This is a genomic window from Bradyrhizobium sp. LTSP857, assembly GCF_000938285.1.
Taxonomy (GTDB): Bacteria; Pseudomonadota; Alphaproteobacteria; order Rhizobiales; family Xanthobacteraceae; genus Bradyrhizobium.
Genome location: NZ_JYMS01000017.1, coordinates 1 through 20,098 on the forward strand (window position 1 = coordinate 1; position 20,098 = coordinate 20,098).

Annotated in this window: 17 protein-coding genes; 9 read left to right on the forward strand and 8 right to left on the reverse strand. The window is 63.7% G+C overall.

The genetic code is table 11. The features are described from left to right. Window positions 1-54: 54 nt before the first annotated feature. The gene (locus UP06_RS08170) at window positions 55-1,209 is read right to left on the reverse strand and encodes an integrase core domain-containing protein (RefSeq protein ID WP_063778857.1); all 1,155 of its coding nucleotides are present in this window, start codon (window positions 1,207-1,209) and stop codon (window positions 55-57) included. A 351-nt stretch (window positions 1,210-1,560) separates the two neighbouring features. Between UP06_RS08170 and UP06_RS08175 the strand changes: the two genes are divergently transcribed. The 3 genes from UP06_RS08175 to UP06_RS08185 are packed head-to-tail and all read left to right on the forward strand — an operon-like array spanning window position 1,561 to window position 3,530. Then, entirely contained in the window at window positions 1,561-2,103 is a 543-nt protein-coding gene (locus UP06_RS08175; RefSeq protein ID WP_045001974.1) for a thiamine pyrophosphate-binding protein, read from the forward strand. Further along, window positions 2,103-2,693 carry a thiamine pyrophosphate-dependent enzyme gene (locus tag UP06_RS08180; RefSeq protein ID WP_045001976.1) on the forward strand — a complete coding sequence of 197 codons (591 nt, stop codon included), beginning with the start codon at window positions 2,103-2,105 and terminating at the stop codon, window positions 2,691-2,693. Before UP06_RS08175 ends, UP06_RS08180 begins: the two co-directional genes overlap by 1 nt. A gap of 57 nt (window positions 2,694-2,750) precedes the next feature. Further along, window positions 2,751-3,530 (forward strand): SDR family NAD(P)-dependent oxidoreductase, encoded by a 780-nt coding sequence (locus UP06_RS08185; RefSeq protein ID WP_045001979.1) that lies wholly within the window; start codon window positions 2,751-2,753, stop codon window positions 3,528-3,530. Window positions 3,531-3,533: 3 nt separating this feature from the next. On the opposite strand, the gene UP06_RS08190 is transcribed toward UP06_RS08185, so the two are convergent. From UP06_RS08190 to UP06_RS08200, 3 genes are read right to left on the reverse strand one after another with little or no spacing between them, the layout of a single operon-like run. Beyond that, a complete protein-coding gene (locus UP06_RS08190) occupies window positions 3,534-4,361 on the reverse strand; it encodes a carbohydrate ABC transporter permease (protein ID WP_156162840.1) in 828 nt (275 codons plus the stop codon). Then, window positions 4,358-5,206, reverse strand: coding sequence for a carbohydrate ABC transporter permease (locus tag UP06_RS08195; protein ID WP_045001981.1), 849 nt, complete (start codon window positions 5,204-5,206; stop codon window positions 4,358-4,360). The genes UP06_RS08190 and UP06_RS08195 overlap by 4 nt, the downstream gene beginning before the upstream one ends. 7 nt (window positions 5,207-5,213) lie before the next feature. Then, on the reverse strand, window positions 5,214-6,551 hold the full coding sequence (locus UP06_RS08200; protein ID WP_045001982.1) for an ABC transporter substrate-binding protein: 1,338 nt from the start codon (window positions 6,549-6,551) through the stop codon (window positions 5,214-5,216). 103 nt (window positions 6,552-6,654) lie between these two features. Between UP06_RS08200 and UP06_RS08205 the strand changes: the two genes are divergently transcribed. Beyond that, window positions 6,655-7,680: a LacI family DNA-binding transcriptional regulator gene (locus tag UP06_RS08205; RefSeq protein ID WP_197087145.1), complete on the forward strand. Its 1,026-nt coding sequence runs from the start codon at window positions 6,655-6,657 to the stop codon at window positions 7,678-7,680. A 36-nt stretch (window positions 7,681-7,716) separates the two neighbouring features. Then, window positions 7,717-9,867 carry an ADP-ribosylglycohydrolase family protein gene (locus UP06_RS08210; protein ID WP_045001985.1) on the forward strand — a complete coding sequence of 717 codons (2,151 nt, stop codon included), beginning with the start codon at window positions 7,717-7,719 and terminating at the stop codon, window positions 9,865-9,867. A gap of 7 nt (window positions 9,868-9,874) precedes the next feature. Here the strand turns inward: UP06_RS08210 and UP06_RS08215 are convergent, their stop codons facing one another. Genes UP06_RS08215 through UP06_RS08225 form a run of 3 tightly spaced genes read right to left on the reverse strand, consistent with a single transcriptional unit; the run spans window position 9,875 to window position 13,644 of the window. Next, entirely contained in the window at window positions 9,875-10,669 is a 795-nt protein-coding gene (locus UP06_RS08215) for an IclR family transcriptional regulator (RefSeq protein ID WP_045002229.1), read from the reverse strand. Window positions 10,670-10,688: 19 nt separating this feature from the next. Continuing rightward, window positions 10,689-12,422 carry an FAD-dependent oxidoreductase gene (locus UP06_RS08220; RefSeq protein ID WP_045001986.1) on the reverse strand — a complete coding sequence of 578 codons (1,734 nt, stop codon included), beginning with the start codon at window positions 12,420-12,422 and terminating at the stop codon, window positions 10,689-10,691. A gap of 7 nt (window positions 12,423-12,429) precedes the next feature. Then, the gene (locus UP06_RS08225; RefSeq protein ID WP_045001987.1) at window positions 12,430-13,644 is read right to left on the reverse strand and encodes an ABC transporter substrate-binding protein; all 1,215 of its coding nucleotides are present in this window, start codon (window positions 13,642-13,644) and stop codon (window positions 12,430-12,432) included. Between the two features lie 206 nt (window positions 13,645-13,850). On the opposite strand from UP06_RS08225, the gene UP06_RS08230 reads away from it, so the two are divergent. Then, window positions 13,851-15,152 (forward strand): MFS transporter, encoded by a 1,302-nt coding sequence (locus tag UP06_RS08230; protein WP_045001988.1) that lies wholly within the window; start codon window positions 13,851-13,853, stop codon window positions 15,150-15,152. A 6-nt stretch (window positions 15,153-15,158) separates the two neighbouring features. Here the strand turns inward: UP06_RS08230 and UP06_RS08235 are convergent, their stop codons facing one another. Then, entirely contained in the window at window positions 15,159-16,592 is a 1,434-nt protein-coding gene (locus UP06_RS08235; protein ID WP_245305435.1) for a glycosyl hydrolase family 79 N-terminal domain-containing protein, read from the reverse strand. Between the two features lie 303 nt (window positions 16,593-16,895). Between UP06_RS08235 and UP06_RS08240 the strand changes: the two genes are divergently transcribed. From UP06_RS08240 to UP06_RS08250, 3 genes are all read left to right on the forward strand, one after another. Next, complete coding sequence (locus tag UP06_RS08240) at window positions 16,896-18,245, forward strand: ABC transporter substrate-binding protein (RefSeq protein WP_045001989.1); 1,350 nt, start codon at window positions 16,896-16,898, stop codon at window positions 18,243-18,245. An 80-nt stretch (window positions 18,246-18,325) separates the two neighbouring features. Continuing rightward, on the forward strand, window positions 18,326-19,204 hold the full coding sequence (locus UP06_RS08245) for an ABC transporter permease (RefSeq protein WP_045002232.1): 879 nt from the start codon (window positions 18,326-18,328) through the stop codon (window positions 19,202-19,204). Continuing rightward, window positions 19,201-20,091, forward strand: coding sequence for an ABC transporter permease (locus UP06_RS08250; protein ID WP_045001991.1), 891 nt, complete (start codon window positions 19,201-19,203; stop codon window positions 20,089-20,091). The genes UP06_RS08245 and UP06_RS08250 overlap by 4 nt, the downstream gene beginning before the upstream one ends. The last annotated feature ends 7 nt before the right edge of the window (window positions 20,092-20,098 follow it).

The window sequence follows — 20,098 nt, forward strand, 5'->3', positions numbered from 1 at the left end:
TGTCCAGCGGATGGATGGGTAACAGAACAGACCGGATGGATGGGTGACACTGGTTCATGATTTGGTCGGCTGCGGCGCTGCGCTAGCGCAGCGCCGCAGCTTGCGTGTTTTCTGGTCGATGATGCCGATCGGCACGTCGAAGAAGCGCACTTGCCAGGATCCGTCCTCGGTTTCCTCGACGGCAACCGCTTCACCGTCGAGAGCGCTGCAGATGTGGATGAGGTCACCACGCCATTTGATCTCGCCGTTGGAGCGGACCTGGCGCACCGCGGCTTCGGCTGGATAATCCGGCTCGGGAAGCCGCCTTGGCATCGCACGAGCCGAAGGCTGATAGACGCTCGCAGGTGGGTGCTGGCCAAGCGACTCGTGCGGCCGTTCTTCGTTGTAATCGCGCACAAATGCCGCGAAGCGACGGGCCTGCGCGGCCTGGGTTGGCGGCGGTGGCCGCATGGCTTCCAGAAGCGTGAGGTGAAAACGCTCGTGTCGGCCGTTCTGCTGCGGATAGCCAGGATCAATCCGTTCATGGCGGATGCCAAGCTTGATCCACCATACCGACAGCGCCGTCAGACCCGTGGTCCCAGTCGAGGCGAACGGCGAGCCGTTGTCGGAGCGGATGATCTGCGGCAAGCCGTACTCGCGAAACGCCCGCTCCAGCGGCGGTTGGCACTCGGCATATTGCGTGCTGCCCGTCGCTGCCAAACTAATCAAATAACGGCTGAAGCCATCGGTCACCGTGAAGGGTTCAACGCGAGAGCCGTCGCCCAGACGAATCCAGCCCTTGTGATCGAGGGCCCATACATGGTTGGCATGCTGAGGCACCGTCAGTTGACCCACACGCGGTGGCGCACGTCGCCGAGCCCGACGGCTACTAACCAGTCCCGCTCGTTTGAGAATCTGGCCTGCCGTCGAGGCCGACGGCCAATCGATATCCCCTTGGTGAGCCTCAAGCTTGCTTACGATCTTGCGCGGTCCCCAGCTCGGCCGCTCAAGCCGGAGTCCCACAATCGCATCCACGATGTGCTGCGGCGTCGCTCGCCCATGCACCCGCACGGCGTGCGAGCGATCCGCAAGCCCTCCAGCCCCTTCCAACCGGTAGCGGTCCAACCATTTGTAACCGGTCTTGCGACTAATCTCGTAGCGGTCGCACAGCTCCGTCATCGTCCACAATCCGCTTCGCTGATCCGCGATGAAGTTAACCCGCTGGTCCATTGCGCAGCTCTCTCGCCAAGGCATCGGCTGATCCTCCCAGCCGACAGAGAACTGTCACCTATCCATCCGGTCTACTGTGTTACCTATCTATCCGGTCTGGACAGCGAAGCGCCGGATGAGGGGTGTCTCTCCGCGAATACAAATGTGCATGAATGCGCGGAGGCAACCCCTCACCCCAGTGAGCTTGTGTCGACCTGCGGTGATGCCCTCTCCCGCAAGGGGAGAGGGCGCAGTAATGCGCACCGACGAAGACGCAGCTATACAATCCCTCGATATCTGGTCATGCCAGACGGTCAGAGCTTTCGTGCCTGAACATCGCTAGCGTCCGCTCGAAACTCACGGAGACAAGCGGTGCACAGCCCTCAACCCAATCTCGACTCGCGCGCAAGTGACGACTGGCCGTCCGAACTCTATCGCATCCTCAAGGCCGTCGACGTGCGGCAGATGTCCTATGTCCCGGATGCCGGCCACAGCCAGTTGATCCGTCTGTTCTCCGCCGACCGTGACGTCACCACCAACGTGCTGACCACGGAAGAGGAGGGCATCGCGATTGCCGCGGGCGCTTGGCTCGGCGGCCAGCGCAGCGTGGTGCTGATGCAGTCGAGCGGGGTCGGCAATTGCATCAACATGCTGTCGCTGTCGGCGATCGGACGCTTTCCGCTGCTGATGCTGGTGACGATGCGCGGCGAATGGGCCGAGTTCAATCCCTGGCAGGTGCCGATGAGCCGGGCGACGCAGCCATCGCTGGAAGCGATCGGCCTGAAGGTGATGCGCGCGGAGACGGCTGAGGATCTGGTCGAGACTGTCGAATCCGCCGCAGCGTTCGCCTACGAAGCTGATCAGCAGGTCGCCGTGCTGATCGGACAACGCCTGATCGGCAAGAAGAAGTGGTGATGTCAATGCAAGCTCAACTCGATCGTCGCGCTGCCGTCGCGGTCCTGCTCAGGGATCGCAAGGATACACTGGTCGTCTCCGGCCTCGGCTCGCCCACCTACGATCTTCATTCCGTCGGCGACCACGACGGCAATTTCTATCTCTGGGGTGCGATGGGCGGTGCTGCGCTGATCGGGCTCGGGCTCGCGCAGGCTCAACCGTCGAAGCGGGTTCTCGCCTTGACCGGCGACGGCGAGCAGTTGATGGGGATTGGCGGTCTCGCCACCATCGGCGTCGCGCGTCCGCGCAATCTCGACATCGTCGTGATCGATAACCAGCATTTTGGCGAGACCGGGATGCAGGCGAGCCATACCGGCCGCGGCGTCGATCTCACGGCGATCGCGGCGGCCTGCGGCTTCGCTGCGACCGGAACCGTGCGGACGCTCGAGGAGGTGGAGCGCCTTGCAACGCAAATCGCCCAGCCTGCCGATGGGCCGCGGCTTTTTGTCATCAAGGTCCTGGCCGAAAATCCACCACGCTCGCTACCGTCGCGCGATGCCGTCTTTATCAAGAACCGGTTCCGTGCTCATCTCGGATTTGCGGCGGCTTGAACTGGGATTCTTGCCCGGAATAGGTTCGCCGCAAGCAGCTATTCTGGAGTGAGACTCATGAAACTATCCGGCAAGGTCGCCGCCATCACCGGCGCGGCGCGTGGCATCGGCAAAGCCTGTGCAAAGAGATTTCTCGATGACGGCGTCAAGGTCGTCATCTCGGATGTCGATGCCGATGGCCTTGCCGCCACGGCCGCCGAGCTCGGGCGGCCGGATGCCTTGCGCGCCGTCCCCGGCAATGTTGCCAAGCGTGCCGACGTCGATCGCCTCGTCGTGACCGCTGTCAAAGAGTTCGGCCGGCTCGACATCATGGTGAACAATGCTGGCGTCGCCCGCAACCGGGATATCCTGGAGATCTCCGAAGAGGAGTTCGACGAAATCATCGGCATCAACCTGAAAGGCGCGTTTTTCGGCGTTCAGGCCGCCGCGAAGCAGATGATCGCGCAGGGCGGCGGCGGGGTCATCATCAACATGTCCTCGGTGAATGCGCTGCTGGCGATCCCGGCGCTTGCGACCTACGCGATGTCCAAGGGTGGCATGAAGCAGCTGACTTCGGTCGCCGCTGTCGCGCTCGCCCCGCACAACATCCGCGTCGTTGCGGTCGGACCGGGGACGATTTTAACCGACATGGTGGCGTCGTCGATCTACACATCAGAGGATGCCCGCAAGACCGTGATGTCACGCACGCCGGCGGGCCGCGGCGGCGAGCCGAGCGAGGTCGCCTCAGTCGTCGCGTTCCTCGCCAGCGACGATGCGTCCTACATTACCGGGCAGACAATTTATCCGGATGGCGGGCGATTGATCCTGAACTACACGGTGCCAGTGAAGGACAAGTAGCTCTTACGACTTCACCGCGCCAGACGTCATGCCGTCGATGAACTGGCGTTGCAGCAGCACGAAGATCACGACGATCGGCAGCACGATCGTGACGGCGGCCGCCAGCATCTCGCCCCAGTCGGTCGAGTACTGGCCGGTCAGATTGTAGAAGCGCACGATCGCCGTGACGTTGCTGTCGTTCTGGAGAAACGTCACGGCGATGACGAACTCGTTCCAGGCGTTCAGGCCGACGATGATCGCGACGGTCAGCAGCCCCGGCCGCATCATCGGCAGGATCACGTACCAGAACGTCTGCCACGGCTTTGCGCCATCGACCTGCGCTGCTTCCTCCAGCGCGACGGGAATTGCGAGCGCGTAGGTGCGCAGCAGGAAGATCGCGAAGGGCGAGAACATCGCCGTGTAGATCAGCGCCACGGCGGGGATCGAATTGATCAGGCCCAGCTTCGCGAACATGAAATAGAGCGGGTAGAGGTAGAGCTGCACGGGCACGGTGATCGTGGCCATGAAATAGAAGGTGATGAAGCGCCAGAATTTGCCCTTCTGCCGCGCCAGCACATAGGCGCAGGGCGTCGCGGTGACGCACACCATCAGGATGGTCAGGCTCGCGACCTCGGCGCTGTGCAGCAGGCTGGGGCCGAGCTGGGCATTGCGCCAGGCCGACGAGAAGTTCTCCCAGTGCAATTGCGTCGGCAGCGCCAGCGGATTGCTGCCGATCTCGACCGTCGTCTTCAGCGCGTTCATCACGGCAAGCACGATCGGCAGCAGCGAGCTGAACGATGCGACGCCGATCAGCGCGAGGCTGAATGTCCTGCTCCAGCGGTCCCCGATCATGTCGATTGCGCGTCGTCGGTGATCTGGAGCCAGAGATAGACGGCGGTGGCACACAAGCCAAACAGACTCATGACGCAGGCGGCTGCCGCAGCCTGGCCGACGTCGCCTTCGAAGAAGGCGTGGCGATAGGCAAACGTCGCCAGAACCTCGCTGCCATAGGCGGGGCCGCCGCGGGTGACGATGAAGATGAACTCGAACACCTGGAACGACCAGATCACGGTCAGGATCAGCATCAAGGTCAGCGTCGGGCGGATGCCCGGAATCAGCACGTAGCGGAACAGCGCGAGGAAGCCGGCGCCGTCGAGCCGCGCCGCCTCGATCTGGTCGACGCTGATCTGCCGCATCGCTGACAGGAATACGACCGCAAGAAAGCCCCACCAGTGCCAGATATCGACGGCCGCGACCGCATAGAGCGAGCGGTCGGGATCGGCGAGGGGATCGGAGATCGAAAAGCCGCGCTCGTTCAGCCATGCGACGATGCCGGTCGCAGGGCTGAAGATCATGCCCTGGAAGATGCGCCCCGTAACCGCGACCGCGATGATGCGCGGCAGGAAGATGATGGACTGCACGACGATGCGCGCATTCGGTGCCATCAAGAGCGCCGCGGCCATCACCAGCGCGATACAGACCGGTACGGTGAGGAAGATCGCGGTCCAGATGAAATTATTGGTCAGCGCCGACCAGAACACGGGATCGGCGGCCATGTTCTGGAAATTGGCGAGGCCCGCCCAAGCCGGCTTGCCGACACCATCCCACATGAAGAACGCCGCCGTGAATGTCAGCACGGCGGGCACCAGGATGATGCAGATATTGATCAGCAGCGCCGGAAGCGCGAACAGCCACATCTTGGGATCAGGCCGTCCGCGGCGGCAGCGGCGGCACCTTGCCTTCCTTGGCTTCCTGGCTGAACAGCGTCTGCATCCGGGTGAGATAAGCGTCCGGCGTGATCTTGTTGAGCCAGACCTGCTCGATGCCCTCGATCAAATAGGAGTTGGTGGCGCCGGGCCAGAATGTCCAGGTGGTGAAGCCGTATTGGCCTTTGCTGAAGGCCTCGTGCAGATTCGCGATGGTCTTCTCGAACAGGGGATAGCCGATGCCCTGGAGCATGTCCGGCGGCAGGTCCTTGACCGGCAGCGCCCATTTTCCCGGCCAGTCGCGGTTCATGGTCTCGTAGAATTTGCGCGTCAGCATGAACTCGAACACGGCGGCGGCGCCTTCCGCATTCTGCGAGGTCTTCGCGATCGACAGCGTCGCGCCGCAGGCCAGATGCACCAACGAGCCCGTGAAGGCCGAGCCGAGGCTCGGCGTCGGCATCACGTCCATGACCGTGTCGGGCTTCGACATGCCGTAGGATTTGGTGCCGAACGACCAGGTGCCGTTCAGCGCCATCGCCGCCTTGCCGTTCACGACCTGAAGAAAACTCTGCTCGATCGTGAGCGAGAAGTAGTTCTTGCCGAAATAGCCCTTGTTGAACCAGGCCTTTGACAGCTCGACGGCCTCGACGAAGGGCGGCGCGGTCCAAGGCAGTTCGCCCGAAAGCGCCTTGCGCACGTTGTCGGGGCCGGCGACGTTGTTGAGGAACACCGTCATCAGCCACTCGTTGACGCCCTTCCAGTCGGCATTGCCGGCGCCGAAGGGGATGATGCCCTTGGCGAGCGCGGCGTCGGCGATCTCCTCCATCTCCTGCCGATTGGTCGGCTGCTTCCAGCCGTTCTGCTTGAACAGCTCCTTGTTGTAGAACAGGTGCATGGACTCGTAGTCGCGCGGCAGCGCATAGAGCTTGCCGCCGTAGACGCTGGTGTTGAGCAGCGGCGCGAGGAAGCGATCCTTCCATTTGTACTTCTCAGCGAAATCGTCGAGCGCCAGCACCTGGCCCGCATTGGCGATCGCGGTGAGATAGGCGGGGCCGGCGGTCTGGACGATGTCCGGACCATTCCCTGCGACCAGCGCGACCTTCAGGAGATTGTTGACGGCGGCGCCCTTCACTTCCATCTGGAGCAGATATTTGTCCTGTGAGGCGTTGAAGGCCTCGACCAGATCGTTGCGTAGTGCGGCCTGGCCGTCCGAATTCGCCTGGCCGAACCAGAAGGTCACGACCTTGCGTTCCTCGGCGCGGGCGCCTCGCGGCAGGTTAGCTGCAAGCGCGGCAGCGGGAATGGCAGCAACAAGCTGGCGTCGGGTCATGGTCATGGCGATGAACCTCGGTTTCCTCAGATCACGTCTATTGTTGATTTTGCTTTAGTAATACGTATAACTAAGCGAAATGGCGACGTCAACAACGAGGACAGAGCGGGTGAAGGGGCGCGATAAAGCGGCGCCGGCCCGTCCCACGCAGAAGGATATTGCGCTTGCGGCCGGCGTTTCGCAGGCCGCGGTGTCGCTCGTCCTGAACAAGACGGAGACGCCGTCCGTTCCGCCGGCGACGCGCACGCGGATCCTCGAGGTCGCCGAGGGGCTCGGCTACCGGCCGAACCATCCGGCGCGCATGCTGCGTAGCGCGCGGACCATGACCTTGGCTTGCGTCATCCCTGACATCACCAACCCGTTCTACCCGGGGCTCGTGCGCGGATTGCAGACGATCGCAGCTCCCGCCGGTTATGACGTGCTCATCTTCGACACCGACGGTCGGCCGGAACGCGAGGCGCGCGCGATCGACTGGCTGCTCCAGGGGCGCGCCGACGGCGTCGTCGCGACTTTCTTCCATCTGCGCGTGCCCCAGTTGGCGGTGCTCGCGCGAAAAGGCATTCCGCTGGTGCGGCTGGAAAGCCAGCACAAGCCGGACGGGCCGCTCGCGATCGACAGCGTCTATATCGATAACGCTGAGGCGGCTGCCGAGATGACGCGACTTCTGATTGCACGCGGGCACCGGCGTATTGCGATGATCCAGGCCGAATTCGGCCCGAGCCAGCGCCGCGCGCAGGGTTACGGCGCCGTGATGCGGGAGGCCGGCCTTACGCCTGATTTCATCACAGACAGTGCCTATTCCGAGGAATCCGGCGCGCGCGCCATGACGCGGCTGCTCGAACGCAAGGGCGATCGCCCGACCGCCGTGTTCGGCGCCAGCGACGTGCTGGCGCTCGGCGCGATGGAGGCGGCCCGTAATGCCGGGCTCTCGATCCCGAACGACATTGCAATCGCCGGCTTCGACGACATTCCGGTCGCAAAGTTGCTCGGGCTCACCACCGTGCGGCAGCCGGAGTTCGACCTCGGTGCGCTTGCGGCCGAGACGCTGGTCAGGCGGTTGCAGCCCGGCGGGCTTGCGACGCCAGGCAGGAGCCATGAGCTGAAATTCGAGATCATGACACGCTCGTCGGTCTGACCGGTGGGCCAAAGAAGTGGATATGGGAGTGAACAGGTGACGGCTATTCCTCATGACTACGCCGAGCGCGTCTATGCCGGCGTGCTCGGCAAGCTCATCGGCGTCTATCTCGGCCGGCCCTTCGAGGGCTGGACCTATGAGCGCATCATGAAGGAGCTCGGTCCGATCAACTATTACGTCAACGAGCGCCGCGACGTCGCGCTGCGCTCGCATCATCTCGTCGTCACCGATGACGACGTCTCCGGCACCTTTGCCTTTCCCCGCGCGCTTGCCGACAATGGTTATCCAAAGCGACTGACCTCGAAGCAGGTCGGGCAGGCCTGGCTGAACTACATCATCGAGGAGCGCGCCATCCTGTGGTGGGGCGGCATTGGCAATTCCACCGAGCATACCGCCTATCTCCGGCTGAAGGCCGGCATTCCGGCGCCGCAGAGCGGCTCGATCGCGCTGAACGGCACGACCGTGGCCGAGCAGATCGGCGCACAGATCTTCATCGACGGCTGGGCGATGGTGAGCCCGGGCAATCCCGAGCAGGCCGCCTATCTCGCCGAGCAGGCCGGGCGGGTCAGCCATGACGGCGAATCCGTGCATGCCGCAAAGCTGCTCGCGGCGATGGAGGCGCAGGCCTTCGTCGAGCGCGACGTCCAGAAGCTGATCGATGTCGGCCTCGGCTTTGTGCCGAAGGACGCGCTGATCCGGCGCGTCGTCAATGACGTCCGCGAGTGGCACGCCGGCGACAACGGCAATGACTGGGAACGCACCCGTGCGCTGATCGCCGAGCGCTACGGCTACGACAAATTTCCCGGCAATTGCCATGTCGTGCCCAACCACGCGCTGATTATCCTGGCGACGCTCTATGGCGAGAAGAGTTTCCAGGAAGCGATGCGGATCGCCAACACGGCCGGCTGGGACACTGATTGCAACGCCGGCAATGTCGGTTGCCTGTTCGGCATCCGCACTGGCCTTGCGGGCCTCGATGCCGGACCGGATTTCCGCAAGCCGATTGCCGATCGCATGTACATCTCGACCGCCGACGGCGGTGCTGCGATTACCGATGCCGTGATCGAAACGCAGTCGCTGGTCGCTGCGGGCCTTGCGCTTGCGGGCGCTCCGGCGCTCGCGGTTGCCAAGGACGGTGCGCGTTTCAATTTCAACTTTCCCGGCAGCTTGCAGGGCTTCCATGCGAAGGGCGGATCTCCGGCGCGGCTGCACGAGGTCGAGCTCAGCAACGTCGCCGGCCACAGTCGTACCGGCGAACGCAGCCTCGCGATCGACTTCCGCCGCCTCGCGCCCGGACGCGTGGCGCGTGTTGCGAGCCCCACCTTCTTTGACAAGGAGGTGTTCTCGATGCCGACTTATCAGCTTGTGTCCTGCCCGACCCTGTATTCGGGGCAGCGGGTCGAGTGCCGGCTGGAGTCGGACACGGACAGCGGCGCGGTGGCGGTGCGGTTGTTCGCCAGCGTCTATGACGAGCACGATGAGCTGGTTCAGATCTATGGCGATGCGCAGGAGCTCACCGGAGGCTGCCAGGCCGTGCTGAGCTGGCGGGTGCCGGAGACGAATGCCTATCCGGTCTTCGAGATCGGCGTCGAGATCGAGACGCGCGATCCTCTCGGCGCCGATGGCACGCTTTATCTCGATTACCTGACCTGGGGCGGCGCGCCGGACACCGTGCTGAAGCGGCCGGACGCCAATCTGAGCACGATGTGGAAGCACGCCTGGGTCAACAATGTCAGCCAGTTCCAGACGCGATGGGAAGGCCTGCGCGTCACCAATGGCGACGGGCTCGGCTTCATCGCGCAGGGCTCGCGCGACTGGAAAGACTATCGCGTGACGACGGAGATCATGCCGCTGCTGGCGAATGCCTGGGGACTCGCCGCCCGCGTGCAGGGACGCGAGCGCTACTACGCGCTGATGTTCGATCACACAGAGGGCGGCCGCGTCCGCCTGGTGAAGCGCCTGCATGACGAGGTCGTTCTCGCCAGCGAGCCTTTTGATTGGCAGCTCGACCGGAAATATCGGATTGAGCTGCGCGTGGCTGGAAGCGACATCGAAGCGCATGTCGATGGCAAAAGGCTGTTCAGCGTTCAGGATACGGGTGGGCTGCCGCTGACGGGCGGCGCGGTCGCGCTCGTCGTCGACAGCGGATCGATCTCCGCGGAAGAGGTGAGGGTGTCGCCGCTCTAGGCGCGCCTCACTCCGCGGCGATCGTCATCCCGTATCCCAGCCGCTTCGAGATGCCGGCGGCGCAGTCGCGCAGGGCATGCGCGATCGGGCTGTCCCAGCGGGCATCGAACGTGCCCTCCGGCCCCATCCCGGTGATCACCAGCGCCACATGGCCGGAATGATCGAACACGGGGGCGGAGAATGCGTTGACGCCGGGGAGGGGATCGCCGAGCGCGCGCGCCAGCCCGTGCTTGCGGACCTCGACGAGCATCTCGGCGACCTTTGCGCCCTTCACCGGCCGCTTCGGATTGTAGCCGACGCCGTGACGGTCGAGGCCGCTTTCGAGCGCGGCGTTGATCGTCTTCTCCGGCAGGAACGCCGCAAACGCACGGCCAGTTGCGGTCTCCAGCAGCGCCATCACCGAGCCGGCGCGCATCACGATATGCACAGGCTGGCCCGGCTCCTCCAGCTGCACCACGGTCGGACCGTGCGTGCCCCAGACCGCGAGCGAGACCGCATGACCAATCTGCACTGCGAGCGCGGCGATCTTCGGCCGCGCGATGCGCACGCCCGAGAGGCGGCGCAGGCTGATCAGGCCGAGCTCGAGCGCCAGCGCGCCAATCTCATAGTGACCGGTGACCTCGTCCTGCTCGATCAATCCGATGCGCGAGAAGCTGGCGAGATAAGGATGCGCCTTGGCCGGCGTCATGCCGGCCTCGCGCGCGAGATCGCGCAGCATCATCGGCTCGCCGGATCTCGCGAGCGCGCGGAGCAATTCTCCGCCGACTTCGATCGACTGGATGCCGCGGCTTTCTCTCTTCATGCGCCTCCGATGCGCCTGCTTACGCCGCGTCGCGCTTGGCGGCGTTGTCGGCAAGATGGCGGCCGGCAATGTAGCCGAAGGTCAGCGCCGGCCCAAGCGTGATGCCGGCACCGGGATAATTGCCGCCCATGATGCTCGCCATGTCGTTGCCGGCGGCATAGAGTCCGGAAATGACGCGGCGCTCGGCATCGAGCGCCCGCGCGTTCTCGTCGGTGACGATGCCGGCATAGGTCCCGAGATCGCCGATCACCATCTTGATCGCGTAGAACGGGCCGTTTTCGAGCGGCGCGATGCAGGGATTGGGGCCATGCATGGCGTCGCCCTGGTAGCGATTATAGGCTTTTGAACCTTTGCCGAAAGCGGCGTCGTGGCCCAGAGGGGCGGTCGCATTGAACTGCTTGACGGTCTCAGTGAACGCATTGGTATCGATGCCGGCCTTCGCCGCCAGCGCCTCCAGCGTGTCGCCGCGCAGGAGATAGCCAGTATCGAGATGATGCCCGAGCGGCATCGGGAAGGGCGGCACGCAGCCGAGGCCGTATTTGCGCAGTGTTGGGTGATCGCAGACGAGATAGGCTGCGATCTCCTCGCCGGGCTTTGCGGCCTTGATCATGGCCTGGACGAAGTCGTGATAGGAATTGCCTTCATTGGCAAAGCGCTTGCCGTCGCGCATCACCGCGATCACGCCGGGTTTGGCGCGGTCGATGAAATGCGGCATCACGCCCTTTGAGCCATCCTTGCGCGTGGTCAGCGACACCGGCACCCAGGCGGCCGCATTCGGCAGGCGGCCCTCGACATGGCCGCCGGCGGATTCGGCGAGGCGGAGGCCGTCGCCGGTATTGCCGGTGGGGCCGGGCGAATAGTGTTCATTGCCGGTCGGCGCGTGCGGAAACATTTTTTGGCGCCGCGCGACGTCGTGCGGAAAGCCGCCGCAGGCGAGCACGACGCCTTGCCGCGCGCGGACGCGCACATCGCGTCCCTCGCGGGTGATGATGGCACCGGTCACTGCGCCGTTCTCGACAGTCAGCTCGCGCACGGGCGAGGACAGCCACATCGGAATCTTGAGATCGAGCGCGGATTTGGCGAGGCGCCCCGCCAGCGCATTGCCGTTGGTCAAGGTCATGCCGCGGCCGTGGCGCAGCACGTCCATCAAATGCCGCGACAGGCGCTTGGCGACATAGGCCGCCGACGTCAGCGACTTCGTCACGCGCATGAAATGGATGATCTCCTTGCCGGAGCCTAACATCATGCCGAATACGGTGAGCTCGGGAAGGGGCATGCCGAGCGTCTTGATGAGATCGCCGAGCTCGCGTCCGTCGAACGGGCGCGTCACCATGGAGCGGCCGCCCTGCGCGCCGCCCGGTGCCTCGGCGTGATAGTCGGGAAACACCAGCGGCATGTCGAAACGCAGCGCTGTCTTGGTGGTAAAAAAGTCCACCGCCTCAGGGCCGGCGCTTAAGAAAGCGTCGACGCGCGCGGCATCAAAATTGTTGCCGGCTTCGTGCCGCAGATAAGTGCGGGCCTGTTCAGGCGTCTCCGCGATGCCGTAGGCCTGCGCCAGCGATGTCCCGGGGATCCAGAGCCAGCCGCCGGAGCGAGCGGTAGTGCCGCCGAAGCGCGGCTCCTTCTCGACGATCAGCACGTCGAGGCCGCGATAACGTGCAGTGATCGCCGCGGACATACCGGAGCAGCCCGATCCGGCCACGAGCACATCGCACTCGTAAGTCTCAATTGCGTTGCGCTCGTTGCCGGTCATGCTGGCCTCACTTCTTCAGCAGCGGACATTTGGACTCGGAGACCGGACGGAAGGCGTCCTCGCCCTTCACGGTCTTGATGATCTCCAGATAGTCCCAGGGCTCCTTGGACTGCTCGGGTGACTTCACCTTGGCGAGATACATGTCGCGGATGACGCGGCCGTCCTCGCGCAACTTGCCGCCGTGCACGAAGACATCCTCGATCGGCAGCTCGCGCATCTTGGCCATCACTTGCGCCGGATCGTCGGTGCCTGCCGCCTTGATCGCCTTGAGATAATGCAGCACCGAGCCGTAGACGCCGGTCTGGATCATGGTCGGCATCACCTTGGTGCGTTCGTAGAATTTCTTCGACCAGGCGCGGGTGGCCTCGTCCATGTTCCAGTACGAGGCCGTGGTCATGTAGGTGCCCTGTGCGGCCTTCAGGCCGACCGCATGCACGTCGGTGTCGAACATCAACAGGCCGACGAGCTTCTGGCCGCCCTGCACCAGGCCGAACTCGCCGGACTGCTTGATCGCGTTGTCGGTGTCCTGGCCGGCATTGGCGAAGGCGACCACGTCGGCTTTCGAGCTCTGTGCCTGGAGCGCAAAGGACGAGAAGTCCGCGGTGTTGGTCGGGTGCTTCACACTGCCCAGGACCTTGCCGCCCATCTCGTTGATGAAGCGCGTCGCGTCCTTCTCGAGCTGCTGGCCGAAGGCGTAGTCGGCGGTGATGAAGTACCAGGATTTGCCGCCTTCCTTGATCACGGCCGACGCTGTCACCTTCGACAGCGCGTAGGAGTCGTAGGTGAAGTGCACGGTGTTGGGGCTGCACAGCTCGTCGGTCAGCGAACTCGCGCCGGGACCAGAGAGCAGCGCGATCTTGTTGCGCTCGCGCACCATGTTGTGCACGGCGATCGCGATGCCGGAATTGGGGATGTCGGCGACGGCGTCGACCTTGCCATTGTCGAACCAGCCGCGCACGATCTGCACGCCGACGTCGGTCTTCATCTGGTGGTCGGCGCTGATGATCTCGATCGGCTTGCCGAGCACGGTCGGGCCGAATTCCTCCACCGCCATCTTGGCCGCCTCGACGGAGCCGGGGCCGCTGTTGTCACGCCCCCAGCTCGACAGATCCGTCAGCACGCCGATTCTCACCACGTCGTCTGAGACTTGCGCGCTCGCAACTGTGGTCATGGCAGCCGATGTCATGGCCGCGAGCATGGCGCAGGCCAAAAACCCTCTCATCGTCGTTCCCTCGCTTTTATGGGCCGCTTGGCGCGGCCGGTTATGAGTTGGCGGCAAGTTAGATATTGGCGAATGAATTTGTCAATGGCGAAATTAAGCTCGCCGTCGCGCCGCTTTCGCCAGGACGACTAGACGTCGGCACCGTGACAGGTTGCAACCATTCCCCCGATTATCCATGATGACGGCCGGAAAGTTTGGGGCATGGAATGACGGCAGCAACGGGGGTCTCCGGCGCGACGGAGCGATCGACGACGGCGCATGTGGTGTGGGCAGCCGCGCTCGGCACCGCGATCGAATGGTACGATTTTCTGATCTACGGCACGGCGGCGGCGCTCGTGCTCAACAAGCTGTTCTTCCCGAGCTTCGATCCCTTTGTCGGCACGCTCGCGGCGTTCTCGACCTACGCGGTCGGCTTCGTGGCGCGCCCGATCGGCGGCGCCATCATCGGGCATTATGGCGACCGGCTCGGGCGCAAGACAATGCTGGTCGCGACCATGATCGCGATGGGGCTCGGCACTTTCCTGATCGGCTGCCTGCCGACCTACAGCCAGATCGGTGTCTGGGCGCCGATCTTCCTTATCGTCCTGCGCTTCATCCAGGGCATCGGGCTCGGCGGCGAATGGAGCGGCGCTGTGGTCATGGTGGCCGAACATGCGGGCAACCGCCGAGGCTTTTACGGCAGCCTGGTGCAGATCGGCTTTCCCGTCGGCGTTGCCGCGTCCACTGGAATCTTCGGCTTGATGACGCAGCTGCCTGAAGCCGATTTCCTGAGCTGGGGCTGGCGCGTGCCGTTCCTGATCAGCATCCTGCTCGTTGGTGTCGGCTTCATCGTGCGGCTCAAGCTCGCCGAGACGCCGCACTTCAAGGAAGTCGTGGAGCGCAAGGAGGTGCTGGCGCAGCCGGTATGGGAAGTGATCCGCCGCGACTGGCGCAGTTTTCTGCTGGCGATCGGCATCACGGTGTCGGAAGTCGGCCTTGCCTATCTCCTCACCGTCTTCACCGTGGTCTATGCCACGACAAAGCTCGGCCTGCCGCGCCAGGTGATCCTCGATGCGGTGGTCTATGCCGCGATCGTTGAGTTCGCGACGCTGCCGCTCGCCGGCTGGCTGTCGGACATTTTTGGCCGTAAGGCGCTGTATCTCGCCGGTGGCGTGTTTTCAGTGGCGTTGGCGTTTCCGCTGTTCTGGTTCCTCGACACCAGGGAGCCGGCGCTGATCACGCTCGCGCTCGTCGTCACGATGACGCTGACGCATGCGCTGCTGTTCGGGCCGAAGGCCGCCTTCATGCCGGAGCTGTTCCGCACCCAGGTACGCTACAGCGGTGCGTCGTTGGGGGCCAATGTTGCGGCCGCGCTCAGCGGCGGCTTCTCGCCGCTGATCGCAACTGCGCTGCTCGCCTGGGCCGGCTCTTACTGGCCGGTGTCGCTCTACATCATCGGGCTCTCGATCATAACGATCATCGCGACGCTGATGGCGCCGGAGACGGCGCGCGACACGCTGAGATCCTGAGAGTCGCTATTTGCAGGCGGGATTCGCAGCGTCTGGAAACACCAGGAAGGTGATGGTCTCAGGCGCAAGCCGGATCGCTCCCGCGGATGCTGTGCGGAGCTCGAGCCGAGGCAGCTCGTCATCGATACTCAGCGCGAGCGTCTTGCCGTTCAACTGCACGGTCGCGCCTTGCAGCCGCGCTGCGTGCAGCGTGTACCGTTCGGCGGAGTGTGGCAGCGTCAGGGTCGATGACGCGCGCCGCGACGCGTTGATCGCGAGCACGGACACCGCGCCCCGCATGCCCGGATGGCAATGCGCGTAGAGATGGAGATAGGGTGCGGCGACCATGTTCGCGTCGAGCACGATCGTTCCCATCAGCCGATGCCAGAGCAGCGCAGCCCAGTAGTTCGGCCGTGGCCGGAACGCCCCCTCGTCGAGCAGTCCGTAGTCGCTTGCCGCGAGCGTGTTGTGCATCACCACCTGCACGCCGGCCCTCGCCAGCCGCCCGAGCTGATCGAGATAGCGGAACGTGTCGAGAAAGGTCTTGTCCCAACGGTTGCCACCGCAGGCGGCGTCCGCCGTTTCCGTCAGCCAGATCGGCTTGCCTGGCTCGAATGCGTCACGCAGGGCGCGATAGGTCGCGAGCGTCGCATCGGTGCGGGCAAGCCATTGTTCGGAGAGCGCCAGCGCCGGATCATCGCGGCCGCCGCAGCGCGGCGAGAGCGTGTTGTAGTGATGATAGGAGAAGCGATCGGTCCCGGGGCCGGATGCGGCGAGCAGATCGCGCGTGGTGATGCCCGACCCGGATGGCGACGGCGCGTCGCCGATTGAACCCGGACCGACGATCAGCGTCTCGGGCGTTGCGCGCCGCATCCATTCGCGAAAAATCCTGAAGTCGCGGCTATAAGCTTTCGCATCATATCCAGGCGGTGCACCGTTCGTCGCGGCGAGTGTTGGCTCGTTCATGAATTCCACCGCCGTGATGCGGCCACCCAGCGAACGCGTCGTGTCGACCAAGTTCTGCGCCTGATCCGGCCTCCACACGCCGTCCGCATCACGGCTGCCGGGACTGATCGCGAAGGAGGTGACGATTTCTGCATCGACCGCGCGCGCAAAATCGATGACGCCACGCCATTGATCGCGACTGAGCACGGAGTCGAAGCCCGGCGGTGGCTTGCCCGGCGCACTGTCCGTGTCGGCAACGAACGTCGCATTGGCCCAGGTGCCGCTCACGCGTACATACGCCGGCGACAAGGCGGCGGCGAGCCTGCGCAGGCGCGCATTGGCTAGATCGATCGGCAGTCTCGCGCTGTAACGATCCCGCTCATCGAGCGCGCGCATCGTTCGCGGATACGGTTTCCAGAACCGCCCGCCGGTCACCTCCACCATCTCGATGTTGTAGGATTGAAAGCGCGCATCGATCGTGCCGATCGCCTTCAGCTCCGTTGGCGCGATGGACACATCGCCGGCGTGTACCGCGCACAAGCTTGCGGCAGCGAGCAGTGCGATTGTCGTCGCGCCTGCTGCGCGAACGAGCCCGCGCGATCGAAGCCATCGCCTTGTATGCACGTCCTGGCGCCTTCTTATGCGCGCTGCCAAAAGCAAATGCAGCGGTCCGATCCATTAGCCGCGTTTATACGGCAGATTTTTACTTCCAATTTTACTTCGCGAAATCCCGCCCATAGCCTCACACGCAACTGATCACATCCGCAGCCGATCAATGGCGATCGGAACGAGCGCTTATTGTAACCAACGAGGGTTGCCATGCTTGACAAGGACAAGAGGAAATCCACTGCCAATCCGGCGGGGACGAGCGACAAGTCTGCGAAAAAGCTGAGCCGGCGCATGCTGTTGAAGGGGGCTGCGGCAGTTGCCGGCGCGGCCGCAGGGTCGGACGCGATCCGTGGATTCCCGACCATCTGGGCGCAGGAGATCAAGGACATCGAGCTGCGCCATGTCGGCGTCTCCTATTCGGTGGTGAAGGCAATCGGCGACCAGGCGGCCAAGGATCTCGGCTTCAAGGTGACGATGCAGAACCTCGACACCTCCGCCGCCATCAACCGCTTCATAAGCCAGCCTAATACGGTCGATATCGCCGATCTCGAGGGCTGGCAGGCTAAGCTCGCTGCCAAGCGCAGCGTGATCCAGGGCATCGAGGTCAAGAAGATCAAGGAATTCGACAACATCCTGCCGATCTTCACCAAGGGTGAGATCGACGGCCACAAGATCCCGCGCCAGGGCATCTCGCCCTATGAGGCCATGTACATCTCCAAGCCCGACTCGACCGATCTGCACGACGGCGTCACCGAATGGGCAACATTCCTGCCGCAAGTCTACAACGCCGACTCCATCGGCTATCGGCCCGACCTCGTCGGTCATGAAGTCACCGAATGGAAGGATCTGATCGATCCCAAGTTTAAGGGCAAGGCCGCGATCCTCGATGTGCCCGCGATCGGCATCATGGACGCCGCGCTCTGCTTCGAAAGCGCCGGCCTGATCAAGTACGGCAACAAGGGCAACATGACCAAGGAGGAGATCGACTTCACCTGCAACAAGCTGATCGAGCTGAAAAAGGAGGGCCAGTTCCGCGCGACTTGGACCACCTTCGACCAGTCGGTTCAGCTGATGGCGGCGGGTGAGGTTGTCATCCAGTCGATGTGGTCGCCTGCGGTCGCGGCGGTGCGCGTGAAGGAAATCCCCTGCGTCTACGCGCCGGTCAATGTCAAGAACGGCAAGGAAGGCTATCGTGGCTGGTGCAACGGCATGGGCCTGATGAAGCACCTTTCCGGCAAGAAGCTCGACGCCGCCTACGAATATCTCAACTGGTATCTCTCGGGCTGGCAGGGCGGCTTCGTCGGTCGCTACGGCTATTACAGTCCGGCGCCGTCGACGGCGAAGAAGTTCCTGACCGCTGCTGAATGGGACTTCTGGTACGACGGCAAGCCGGCGCCGGAAGTCATCAACGATCCCTACGGCGTGGCGATGGAGAAGGCCGGCACCAAGCGCGACGGCGGCTCGTTCCTCGATCGCGTCAAGAACATCTCGTGCTGGAACACGCTGATGGACGAGGCTGCCTACATGAACAAGCGCTGGAACGACTTCAAGGTGGCGTGAAACCTGCTTTGCCTGACGTAGCGACGAGCCGGCGCGGTGACGCGCCGGCGAAAGAGACCGACTTCGAGGCGTTTGCCGACATGCAACCCAGTCAAACTCCGCCACGCGCCAATCTCGCCGGCTGGCTCTATGTCTCGCCGCTGGTGCTGGTGCTCGTGCCGTTCTTCGTAGCGCCGATCCTGGTCGTGCTGGCCGCGAGCTTCTTTGCGACCGACAGCTTTGGTGGGCTGACGCCCGACTTCGCGCTGGCGAGCTACATCGACGTGCTTCATTCGGCGCTGACGTTGAAGCTGTATCTGGCGACCATCAAGTTCACCGTTCTGACCTGGATCTTCACGCTCATCATCGGTTTCTTCGTGGCATATTTCCTGGTGTTCCACGTCCGCAACCAGCTTTTGGCGATCGGCCTGTTCCTGCTGTGCACGGTGCCGTTCTGGACCTCGAACATCATCCGGATGATTTCGTGGATTCCGCTGCTCGGCAAGGAAGGCCTGATCAACCAGGCGCTGCTGGCGATGGGCGTGATCCGCCAGCCGCTGGAGGTGTTGCTGTTCTCCGATCTCGCGGTGGTCATCGCCTATGTCCACCAGCTCACGATCTTCATGATCGTGCCGATCTTCAACTCCATGGCGCGGATCGACAAGAAGCTGATCGAGGCCGCGATCGACGCCGGCGCCAGCCGTTTCGACATCATGCGTCTGATCGTGGTGCCGATGTCCAAGAGCGGCATCGCGCTCGGCACCATTTTCGTGGTCTCGATCGTGATGGGCGACTTCTTTGTAGTCAAAGTAATGTCCGGCGGCGGCTCGGCCTCGGTGGTCAGTGCCTTCTACGAGGACGTCGGCGTGTTGCAATATCCGACCGCCGCGGCCAGTGCCGTGCTGCTGACCCTGGTGCTGGTCGCAATCGTCTCGCTGATCCTGCGCACCGTCGACATCCGGCAGGAGATCACGCGATGAGCGCGGTCTTGGCCGATATGCGCGAGACGGTTGCGCCCGCGACGACCAAGGCGATCGCACCGAGCAAGGGCGGACGGCCCTGGACGTTCTACGTGCTGGCGACGCTGTTTGCGCTCTACGTGATCGCACTCTATGGCCCGATGTTCTGCATCTACATCCTGTCGTTCCAGGACATCCGCGGCGGCCTCGTATTTCCGATGAAGGGCCAATCGCTGCACTGGTTCGTCGATCTCTTCACCCAGGTGCGGACCGGGGACGTCAAGGGCTCGTTCGACCGCTCGATCAAGCTTGCTGTCATCGTCACCATCATCACGGTGGTGGTCTCGTTCCTCGCAGGCCTCGGCTTCCGCAAACGGTTTCGCGGCGACACCGTGGTGTTCTACATGATGATCGGCAGCCTGGTTGCACCCGGCCTCGTGCTTGGTCTCGGTACGGGACTTCTGTTTCAGGCGCTGGGGCTGAATGCGAGCTGGTACACCTCGGCGCTCGGTGCGCAGCTGTCGTGGACGCTGCCGTTCGGCGTGCTGGTGATGTTCGCGGTGATGTCGCGCTTCAACCATGTCTGGGAGGAGGCGGCCTATGATCTAGGCGCCAGCCGCTGGCAGTCGATCTGGCTGGTGATGATCCCGGTACTGGCGCCCGGCCTCGTCGCGGTCGCGCTGTTCGGCTTCACGCTATCCTATGACGAATTCGCGCGCAGCCTCCAGACCGCCGGTTCGCTCAATACGCTGCCGCTGGAAATCTGGAGCATGACGCTGAACGTTACCTCGCCCTCACTCTACGCGCTCGGCACGGTAACGACCATCGTCTCCTTCATCGTCATCGGGGCGAGCCTGGGCAGCATCGTGCTGATCCAGAAAAAGCGCGGCAGCGGGGCGAAGGGTTGAGTTGGGA